At 42.0% G+C, this 7808-nt stretch carries 10 protein-coding genes; 8 read left to right on the top strand and 2 right to left on the bottom strand.

Annotated elements, in window-relative coordinates; genetic code table 11:
• The first annotated feature begins 492 nt into the window (after positions 1–492).
• The 3 genes from adhP to GB992_RS07860 all read left to right on the top strand — a co-directional run bounded on the left by adhP (position 493) and on the right by GB992_RS07860 (position 2505).
• Positions 493–1515 (top strand): alcohol dehydrogenase AdhP, encoded by a 1023-nt coding sequence (gene adhP, locus GB992_RS07870; protein WP_017261594.1) that lies wholly within the window; start codon positions 493–495, stop codon positions 1513–1515.
• 449 nt (positions 1516–1964) lie between these two features.
• Positions 1965–2249, top strand: a complete 285-nt coding sequence (locus tag GB992_RS07865) for a type II toxin-antitoxin system Phd/YefM family antitoxin (RefSeq protein WP_161001944.1) — start codon at positions 1965–1967, stop codon at positions 2247–2249.
• Positions 2242–2505 carry a Txe/YoeB family addiction module toxin gene (locus GB992_RS07860; RefSeq protein ID WP_161001943.1) on the top strand — a complete coding sequence of 88 codons (264 nt, stop codon included), beginning with the start codon at positions 2242–2244 and terminating at the stop codon, positions 2503–2505. The genes GB992_RS07865 and GB992_RS07860 overlap by 8 nt, the downstream gene beginning before the upstream one ends.
• Positions 2506–2933: 428 nt before the next feature.
• Here the strand turns inward: GB992_RS07860 and add are convergent, their stop codons facing one another.
• Positions 2934–3944 (bottom strand): adenosine deaminase, encoded by a 1011-nt coding sequence (gene add / locus GB992_RS07855; RefSeq protein ID WP_161001942.1) that lies wholly within the window; start codon positions 3942–3944, stop codon positions 2934–2936.
• A gap of 340 nt (positions 3945–4284) precedes the next feature.
• Here add and GB992_RS07850 point away from each other — a divergent pair, with 340 nt between their 5' ends.
• The 4 genes from GB992_RS07850 (at position 4285) to GB992_RS11865 (ending at position 6044) form a co-directional block, all read left to right on the top strand.
• Entirely contained in the window at positions 4285–4824 is a 540-nt protein-coding gene (locus GB992_RS07850; RefSeq protein WP_161001941.1) for a helix-turn-helix domain-containing protein, read from the top strand.
• A 93-nt stretch (positions 4825–4917) separates the two neighbouring features.
• Positions 4918–5076 carry a hypothetical protein gene (locus GB992_RS07845; protein WP_161001940.1) on the top strand — a complete coding sequence of 53 codons (159 nt, stop codon included), beginning with the start codon at positions 4918–4920 and terminating at the stop codon, positions 5074–5076.
• A 1-nt stretch (position 5077) separates the two neighbouring features.
• Positions 5078–5515 (top strand): alpha/beta hydrolase, encoded by a 438-nt coding sequence (locus GB992_RS11870; RefSeq protein ID WP_284142939.1) that lies wholly within the window; start codon positions 5078–5080, stop codon positions 5513–5515.
• Between the two features lie 4 nt (positions 5516–5519).
• Positions 5520–6044, top strand: coding sequence for an alpha/beta hydrolase fold domain-containing protein (locus GB992_RS11865; RefSeq protein WP_284142938.1), 525 nt, complete (start codon positions 5520–5522; stop codon positions 6042–6044).
• A gap of 81 nt (positions 6045–6125) precedes the next feature.
• On the opposite strand, the gene GB992_RS07835 is transcribed toward GB992_RS11865, so the two are convergent.
• Entirely contained in the window at positions 6126–6593 is a 468-nt protein-coding gene (locus tag GB992_RS07835; protein ID WP_347877377.1) for a VOC family protein, read from the bottom strand.
• 249 nt (positions 6594–6842) lie between these two features.
• Between GB992_RS07835 and GB992_RS07830 the strand changes: the two genes are divergently transcribed.
• Positions 6843–7610, top strand: coding sequence for a flavodoxin family protein (locus GB992_RS07830; protein ID WP_161001938.1), 768 nt, complete (start codon positions 6843–6845; stop codon positions 7608–7610).
• Positions 7611–7808: the final 198 nt, after the last annotated feature.

The following is a 7808-nucleotide window of genomic DNA, read 5'->3' as shown; positions in this document are numbered from 1 at the left end:
TCAGCTCCTAAAAGATGGGTTTGTGGTAAACACCATTTTAAAGGAAGCTGATCTTTTTTGTCCGAACAGCGTTCGGATTAATTTTACAATCTATCAATTATGTAGATAAATCGTCGTTAGTGGCCATAAGAAACTCGCCCCGCTGTTATTCAACATGGATGCTACAAACAACCAGCTAAATTTAACTTCTGAACGTTGGGATGACAGAAAAATCCACTCCTTTAAGTTCGTTTGTCCTACTTATCTCATTCTATCACGACGCCTAGATTAGGTCGCCTATGGACGGTTAATTGATATTTCTTCACAAGAATATTTATGAAAGTTACTTACTTAAAATTCGTGTATCGCCTTTTTGTAAATTTCGTTTCGTTTACGTTTAAATTAAAAACATGTAAAAAATTTACAAATGCTCATTTATTCACTTTAAATTCAACCGTTTGCCTGCTATGATGTAAACGTAAACAAATAAGGACACATAAAGGAGATTGCTTCATGAAAGCTGCTGTTGTTAGAGAACCAGTCGACGGATTTGTTGACGTTAAAGATGTTACATTACGTGATTTAAAACCTGGTGAAGCTTTAGTAGATGTTGAATACTGTGGCCTTTGTCACACTGACCTTCACGTTGCTGCCGGTGACTTTGGCGAAAAGCCTGGCCGGATTATCGGTCATGAAGGTGTTGGGATCGTTTCTAAGGTTGCTGATGGCGTTGATGCTGTTAAAGTTGGTGACCGTGTATCTATCGCTTGGTTCTTCAAGGGCTGTGGCCACTGTGAATACTGCCTAACTGGCCGTGAAACACTTTGCCGTAACGTTGAAAACTCTGGCTTCACTGTTGACGGTGCGATGGCTGAACAAGTTATCGTTGACGCTAACTACGCCGTTAAGGTTCCAGATGGCTTGGACCCTGTTGAAGCAACTTCCTTAACTTGTGCCGGTGTTACGATGTACAAAGCAATCAAAGTTGCTGACGTAAAGCCTGGCCAATGGGTATCTGTTGTTGGTGCCGGTGGTTTAGGTAACTTGGCTATCCAATACGCTAAACACGTATTTGGTGCCCATGTTGTTGCCGTTGATGGTAACCCTGACAAATTGCAAGCTGCTAAAGATGCCGGTGCTGACTTGCTGATCAACCGTCACGATGGTGATGTTGACAAGCAAATCCAGGAAAAGGTTGGCGGTGTTCACGCTGCCTTGGTTACTGCTGTTACTACTGCAGCCTTCGACCAAGCCGTTGACTCACTCCGTCCCGATGGTAAATTAGTTGCCGTTGCCTTACCACAAGGTGACATGAAGTTGAACATCGCTAAGACGGTTCTTGATGGTATCGTCGTAGCTGGTTCATTGGTTGGTACTCGCCAAGACTTAGCCGAAACATTCCAGTTCGGTGCTGAAGGTTTGGTTCACCCAATCGTTAAGACTCGTAAATTATCAGAAATTAACGACATGATCCAAGAATTAATGGACAACAAGGTTGTTGGCCGTAACGTCGTTGACTTCGTTCATAACAAGTAAAACCAGTGCGGACAAACCCGTTCTGAAATTGAGCACTAACGGAATAAGAACGATTAGCCGCACTTTGGCTAATGGTTCTTATTTTGTTAGGCGGAAATTTCAGGGTTTGGTAGCACGACGAGTTTAAACCAGTGTGAGCAACCGCGATAGGAAGCGAGCACTAATGGAAAATCGGTCGTTGGCGCATTTTGCCAATGATCGATTTTTGATTAGGCACAGCTTTCTGCGGTCGCGAACACGACGATGCCAAACCAGTGTGGAAAAATCGCATTCAGGAAACACAAACAAGATTTTAAAAAATCATGCTCATCCTTCCTGATAGACAATATAGGAATGTCCCCTTTCCAATAAGTGTATTATTTCAAGGCCTCGATTTATGTACATAAAAATGTACATAAATCGAGGCCTGAGTTATGCTATGTCTAAACTATCTAAAGGGGGTCTATTTCATGGCAGTAAATATCTCTGCAACTAGTGTCAGCGATTTTCGAAAAAACTTTAAATTATATGCTGATGACGTTAGCGACCTTAACGAACCGCTGATTATAACGCGCCCTAAGCAAAAGAATGTCGTTTTAATCAGCGAACAAGAATATAATTCCCTAAAAGAAACAAACTATTTATTAGCAACATCTGCTAATCGAAAAGCGCTTCAAACCTCTCTAAATCAAATTGATCGCGGTCAAGGTCACATTCTGACACCTGAGGAATGGGAGAACCTCCAAAATGATTAAGTTCAATATTGTTTTCTCCCCAATAGCTTGGAATGAATACGTCGCATGGCAACAAGAAGACAAAAAGACACTAAAACGAATCAATAAGCTTATCAATGATATTCAACGGCAGCCTTTTGCTGGATTGGGAAAACCTGAACCGCTAACATATGAGTTATCAGGAACATGGTCAAGACGAATTGATAAAGAAAATCAAATTGTCTATAGCGTGACCGATGCGGCCATAACCATCTTCCAGCTTAAATATCATTACTGATCGTTTAAAATTAACCTATCTTGGCAAAAAAATGTGCTACACCTCTGTCTCAGACTTCTTGATAAAAATAGCAATCATCATTCCCGGCGACATTAATGCTGACAAATTGCTATCAAAATCAGACCTCGCTTACACAACGCTTCGTTTGCCTTGACTAAATGACCGTAGCAAGATTAATTATCGCATCACAACGCGTCATGAACCTTACGTCGGCGTTTCTGTCTCGCGCCAAAGCATCCCTGATGTCGTGTTGAAAACTGTTGCCGACCCGACAGTCGCGGCAAATGACAGCATTGGAATTGTTGATCCAGCCACTCAAGGTGAAAATTGGCCTGTTTACTAAAATAAACATCAAATGAAAATACGGATTGGTTAGCTCTCAAAATGAGGCTAGTCAATCCGTATTTTTTGTATCCACACTCCATATACTAATGAGTTGCTACATACTCATCTAATTCTTTCAGGTAAAGTGCCTTTTGTTCCTTGCTAATCCATGAGCTTTCAAACGAATTTTTAGCCAATTGAACGACCTGTTCCTTCGTTAAATCAAATTTACTGGCAATTGCATAATAGTTATCGGCAATATACCCACCAAAATAAGCAGGATCATCTGAGTGAATCGAAACTTTGACGCCCTTTGTCAGTAACTCGAGTACTTCTTTACCCTTCATTTCAGGGGAAATAAAGGCATTGGACAGTGGACAAGAAGTCAGCCCAATATTTTGTTTCTTTACAAAGTCGACTAAATCCGGATCCTCGACAATATTCGTGCCGTGGTCTAAACGTTCGACACCAATGATTTCAAGTGCCTGTCGAATATGCTCGATAGAATCCTTTTGGTCAATATCCGCGTGAGCAGTTAAATGCAGACCAGCGGCAGCCGCATCAGCGAACTGACGTGCAAACTTAAGGGGCGGATTGTTGTGTTCGTCAGAATCCAATCCGACACCCACCAGCTGATCCTTGTATGGCAATGCTTCATTCAAAGTCTGTCGAGCAGACTCACTAGTAAAGTCACGCAGGAAACACATGATCAATGCTGCATCAATATTCAGTGCTCGAGCATCAACGATTGCGCGATGCAGTCCGTGAAGCACTGTTTCAAACGCAATCCCACGACTGGTGTGGGCCTGTGGATCGAAGAACATTTCCACATGCCGAACGTTACTAGCAGCCGCTCGTTGCAAATATGCAAAAGCTAGGTCATAGAAGTCTTGTTCTTTTTGTAAAACATCCATTGCTGGATAATACACGGCCAAAAACGAGGCCAAATCGTTATAATCATACGTTTTTTGAACTTCTTCCACGGTCTGTTGACCGATATCGATATGATTTCTTTGTGCCAATTTCAACTTCAAATCTGGTTCCAGTGTTCCTTCAGTATGTACATGTAGTTCCGCTTTGGGTAAACCACTAGTAAATTCACGGGTAATTGGCATTGCTTGAAATCCTCCTCAAGAATAAGTTCGTGTAATGGTAATGGTAATTATCATATCACAATTTTTTGTCGTGTAAATACCGTAAAATACGAACTATATCATAAAGATAATTATAAGCGTGCATATTTTAAACTAATATTGTTGATTCTTCGTTTGCATATTCTTAAATCATCTCTGAAAATTTCACCTGTATTATTTCACTACCTTTTTACTTCATTACCATACTTATGACATAATAACAGGAACAAACAAATGCCGTCATTACGCGATTGCGCCCATTAGGTGCTACCCAGTTTCAGTAAATCATGCGACACTTTGCTCATTAAGAAAGGAGCAACTTATGGAATTAGCCACTGCATTAAAAGCTGCTCGCCAACAAGCCAATTTATCACAGCAGGCCGTTGCCGATGAGCTTCATATTTCACGTCAATCCATTTCGAAATGGGAAACTGGCAAAACGTTGCCGGATATCGAAAATCTAATTCGGTTAAGTACTCTTTTCGATTTGTCTTTGGACGATTTAATTAAAGGAGACACTACAATGATGACAAAAATTTCGCATGACTCTAAGGTGTTTACAATTTTAAAAATCGCATTAGCAACACTTGTCCTGACAATTGTATTTGCGCTAACAATTGCTTTCACACTTGTCCAGCTTGTCCCAGGTACCGTTCACCCAATTCTAGTGTATGTGCCGATTTTGTTCAGCTTAATCGTACCGGTTGGTGCGCTCCTGTACATGCTCATCAACATTCGTAAACAGCCTAGTCGTGGAATGAAAATAGCACTTGTTCTAGCTCTAGCAGGTGTACTCTGCGTATTTACTTTGCGGATTCTGGCCACCTTTTTTCAATTACCATATTTAACAGATATCATTTAAGTTTCGCTGAACCTTCATTTGATAATCTGGTCTATAATTACCGTAATTGAAACTAACATCGTAATCGTTATCAAACGAAGGAGACGCGTGCTTATGAAAAAGTTGCTATTCATCCTCAGTTTAGGATTTAACGTTTTATTGGTCTTTCAAATGAACCTAGCGCACCAGCGGCTTGAAGCGTTCCGGCAACAACAGGCCGAAACTGACAGGCGAAACGAATTATCAGCTTCGCACACAAAGGGTGGCGATTAGCATGCACGTTTCAGACGATATGATTCGACCTGAATTACAACGGTTTGGGCATATTGCCCGTCGAGTTGTACCTTATTTGACGCCAACTAAAATTCACGTTATCAATGCCCTTACGGGGGCGCAACGGGGCATTGGTCATCAATCACTCAGCTATGAACAGCATTTCATTGACCGTCCCGATGGTAGTCAATTGCGCCTCTGCGTGTATACATCGTTGAATCGACCTCGCAACGTTCCCGGCATTCTCTATTTGCACGGCGGTGGTTACGTTATGGAACGACCCGAAACAGAGGCGTTTGCCATTCAACGTTTTATCAATGCCACCAACGCAGTCGTTGTTGCCCCAGATTATCGGTTGGCAAGTGAGGCACCTTATCCGGCTGCTCTAAATGATGCCTACCTTGCCTTAAAATGGCTTCAACGTCATGGTGGCGAGTAATGGCATGCGCGACGATCAAATTATGGTCGCTGGGGCCAGCGCTGGTGGTGGCCTGACTGCCGCATTGACATTGTATAACCGCGATCACGGAGACGTTGGTATCGCCTTTCAAGTGCCGCTGTATCCCATGCTGGATGACCGCATGCTGACAGAGTCGTCGCAAAACAATGACGCCCCTGTTTGGAATACATTATCCAACAAACTTGCATGGCAGATGTACTTGGACAATCAGTTTGCGCCAGACGAAGTCCCAATTTATGCAGCACCCAGTCGGGCGACTGATTTCCACGGTCTGCCAGCTACGTGCACGTTCATCGGCGATGTCGAACCATTTTGTGACGAAACAATGCTGTATCTGCAGAAACTTAAGAATAGCGGTGTCCCAACCTTTAGCAAGGTCATGGAAGGTTGCTTCCACGGTTTTGATATGGTTTGTCCAAACTCGGCCGCGGCTCAAGAAGCAGTCAACTTTTTAACTGAGACACTACAATATGCCACAACCCACTTCTTCCAAAAACAACCTGAATAAAAAACGAGTAAACCTCGTGCAATTACTGTCGCTTAGAACAGAGTTGCACGAGGTTTACTCGTTTAATGACTATTCAATTTATTACGCTGGTTCATTCATTGGCGCTTCATCAATAACGGGGGCATTTTGAACCCAGTCATGTGGACGGCAATTAACGATCCAGTTAACACCATATTCATCGGTGAACTCGCCACGTTTGCCGCCAAAATAAGCGTTCGTATATGGTTCAGTCACACGTACTCGACCAGAGTTGGCCACATGTTCAAAAAACTTCTGAGCCTTGACCACGTCCGCATTATCATCAGCGTTAAATTCCAGTAAAATCGCAATGTTTGTCGCATGCTGTGGTTGATTCATGAAGTCATCGGCACATAAAATTTCTGAGCCCATGACTTCAAAACCACCATGCATCGTTGAGTTATTTAAATCAGTATCAATTAAATCTAAATCCCGCGCTGCGTTCTTTGTTACCGGAATGCGGAATAGATGGTCTGCGTCAAAAACTTCATGGTAATAGGCCATCGCTTCTTTAGCGTTGGGGAAGTGGATATATGGATGTAGTGAAGATGCGATAATCGGTCCCCCATTTCAAATGTAAAGACAGTATAGTGAACAATTCCGCCGCTGTCAATTTGACAAAACGATTATTTATGTTACATGCCAAGGTCAACAAGATTAAATAAATATGCTAAAGTAAATATATAAAGCACGTCATAAACGTTGATTTATCAGGTGATAAAGGCAATTCAGACTCTTTTACATAAATTTTAAATCACAAAAAACCTAGGAGACGATTTGATGAAAGTGCTCGGTATCTTGGGCGCTCATAAACAGCACGGTGTGACCGCAAAGTTGCTTGCCACAACTTTGGCCGCAGTGCCTGATTCCACAGAGACTGAAACGATTTACTTGGAGGACTATGATATTCGTCCAGATATTAAGGGTCAGCCAAATCCAGTTTTAGATCAGCTCACCGAAAAGTTATTGGCCAGTGATGTCTGGGTGTTTGCTGCACCAACATTTTGGGGCGGTTTATCCGGTGTCACAAAGAACTTTTTGGACTGTTTACGTTGGCGTTTGGTTCGCATCGATCATGTCGGTGATGCCCACCCTGCCCGTTTCAAAAACAAACATTATCTGTCCATTACAGACTGTTACATTAGTCCCATTAACAACTTCTTCACGGGCATTACTGATGAAACGTTTAAACAGATTGATCGTGTCATGTCTGCGGCTGGCGTGATTAAAATTCATGAAATTGTCTGCCCTAATACTTTTAAAAATGGCGACCACATTCCCGAAAGCAAACTTCAACTTTGCCGCAAATGGGGCGCCCGTCTACCACAAAAATCGAAACGAGATGATAATACAATGAAACGCTACGTTGAACTTTTCTGCATAATTGCCGTGATGTCTTTAATTACCATGGGCATTCAACGCGCCCTCAGTGGTGTGTTAGTCCAAACGAACTTTTGGGTTAACTGGGGAATGTTTGTCATTATTTTCTTCGTTTTGCTAGCCATCATTCTCCACACGGTTACTTTTTTGGTTCACAGACGTCGATAGGAATGGATCACCATCCGTGTATCAATTTTGTGTGATAAGCATTTTGAACGATTATTTTTGTAACTTGAATTTACACTTTAAGTGCAACACTAATTAAATAAGGCAAATTACAAGTTTAATCCGAACAAGCCCGGAAACTTTCAATGGCAGTCTGTTGATGATGGATTTTTAATGGTCGTTGATTAATAAGCTCAAGTG

Source organism: Furfurilactobacillus milii (assembly GCF_009863985.1).
Taxonomy (GTDB): domain Bacteria; phylum Bacillota; class Bacilli; order Lactobacillales; family Lactobacillaceae; genus Furfurilactobacillus; species Furfurilactobacillus milii_A.
The sequence above is the reverse complement of the archived record's forward strand: the minus strand, read 5'-3'. Positions and strand labels throughout refer to the sequence as shown.

What these genes read in the sequence shown, in the direction of transcription:
- adhP (WP_017261594.1), top strand. Translation starts at nt 493, where the DNA reads ATGAAAGCTGCTGTTGTTAGAGAACCAGTCGACGGATTTGTTGACGTT.
- GB992_RS07845 (WP_161001940.1), top strand. Translation starts at nt 4,918, where the DNA reads ATGAAAAAGTTGCTATTCATCCTCAGTTTAGGATTTAACGTTTTATTG.
- GB992_RS11870 (WP_284142939.1), top strand. Translation starts at nt 5,078, where the DNA reads ATGCACGTTTCAGACGATATGATTCGACCTGAATTACAACGGTTTGGG.
- add (WP_161001942.1), bottom strand. Translation starts at nt 3,944, where the DNA reads ATGCCAATTACCCGTGAATTTACTAGTGGTTTACCCAAAGCGGAACTA.
- GB992_RS07850 (WP_161001941.1), top strand. Translation starts at nt 4,285, where the DNA reads ATGGAATTAGCCACTGCATTAAAAGCTGCTCGCCAACAAGCCAATTTA.
- GB992_RS07860 (WP_161001943.1), top strand. Translation starts at nt 2,242, where the DNA reads ATGATTAAGTTCAATATTGTTTTCTCCCCAATAGCTTGGAATGAATAC.
- GB992_RS11865 (WP_284142938.1), top strand. Translation starts at nt 5,520, where the DNA reads ATGCGCGACGATCAAATTATGGTCGCTGGGGCCAGCGCTGGTGGTGGC.
- GB992_RS07865 (WP_161001944.1), top strand. Translation starts at nt 1,965, where the DNA reads ATGGCAGTAAATATCTCTGCAACTAGTGTCAGCGATTTTCGAAAAAAC.
- GB992_RS07830 (WP_161001938.1), top strand. Translation starts at nt 6,843, where the DNA reads ATGAAAGTGCTCGGTATCTTGGGCGCTCATAAACAGCACGGTGTGACC.